Annotated in this window: 1 pseudogene; it reads left to right on the forward strand. The window is 43.8% G+C overall.

What is annotated here, in order from left to right:
* The first annotated feature begins 169 nt into the window (after positions 1-169).
* A pseudogene (locus ACMHKH_RS14590) lies at positions 170-1395 on the forward strand (IS3 family transposase).
* Positions 1396-1507: the final 112 nt, after the last annotated feature.

Below are 1507 nucleotides of genomic sequence, written 5' to 3' on the forward strand. Positions count from 1 at the left end.
TTACTTGTATTAGTCATAAAACATTAGTATGAGGCGGTTGAGTGCTGCCATTCAGTTACAGATAAGTATTGACGCACACCTATTGAAAAGCGTATTGCAAATGCTGAGCTATGCTGAAGAAACCGTACAAGTAAACTTGGTAAACTAAGCATATTAATCGGAGTTTATCATGGTCAAGAAAATAAGAACCTATAGCACAGAATTTAAAGCTGAAGCCGTTAAGAAGATATCAGACAATAATGGCAATATCTCAGCAACCGCAAAGCAGCTTGGCATTGCCATGCAAACGCTATCGAATTGGCATAACAAAGCCAACCAAGGCAAGCTCAAAGGCACAGAGCAATACGACCCTGATCTTATGACAGCTCTTCAAGAAATAAAGCAGCTCAAACGACAGCTCAAAGTTGCCGAAGAGGAGCGCGAGATACTAAATGAGGAGGGATAAAGCGAAGCACTGCTTCGCCCCGACGCAAGGGGAGAGCTATGCTCGAGTGAGGCGACGGCGTACTTCGCGAAAAACAGCTAGTCAGGTACGCCTTCATCAAAGATAACCAGCACTTCTTTACCATCACCACTATGTGCCGCGTGCTAAGGGTTAAGCATTCAAGTTACTACGACTGGCTGAGTCGCGATATCAGCGAGCAGCAGATACATCGCAACCATTGTGAGCTACTCGTTAAAGCCGCTCACAGTGAAACTCATGAGCGCTATGGTGTTGAGCGTCTGCATGCGCATCTAAGTGAGCAAGGTCATAACATCAGTCCCTACATGGTCAGAAGCATCAAAGAGGAATACAGCATCAAATGCCGTCGCCACAAACGCTTTAAAGTCACCACCGACTCCAATCACAACAAACTGGTCTATCCAAACGTGTTGGATCAAGAGTTTGATGCCAGTCGCCCTAACCAAGCGTGGGCCAGTGACATCACCTATATTTGGACGCTTGAGGGCTGGTTGTATTTAGCGGGAGTCAAAGATTTATATACCAAAGAGCTGGTCGGCTATGCGATCAATAAGCGAATGACCGCAGATCTAGTATGCAAAGCATTGAACATGGGCATCAAGAATAAACAACCAAGCAAAGGGCTAGTCGTTCACTCTGACAGAGGCAGTCAGTACTGTAGCCATGCTTACCACAAGATCATCAAGCAGCATCAGTTTACAGGTTCAATGAGCGGTAAAGGCAACTGCTTTGACAACGCACCCATAGAAAGCTTCTGGGGCATATTGAAGAACGAGCTAGTATATCACCAAGACTATAAAACAAGGTTTGCAGCTATCAGAGATATCATTGGATATATTGAGTTATATTATAATCAGACTAGGATTCAAAAGGGTTTAGGCTATAAATCGCCAAGACAGGTGTGGTTTGATTATTATCGTCAGGCTGCGTAATCAAAATCTCCCAAGTTTATATATACGGGATTGACGGCAGGGGTCATTTGCATGGTAGCCCATTATTTAAAGATACCAATAATATAACGTACAAATTACACACTTCACAAAT

Origin of the sequence: Psychrobacter glacincola, from assembly GCF_965118485.1 — a bacterium.
GTDB lineage: Bacteria > Pseudomonadota > Gammaproteobacteria > Pseudomonadales > Moraxellaceae > Psychrobacter > Psychrobacter glacincola_D.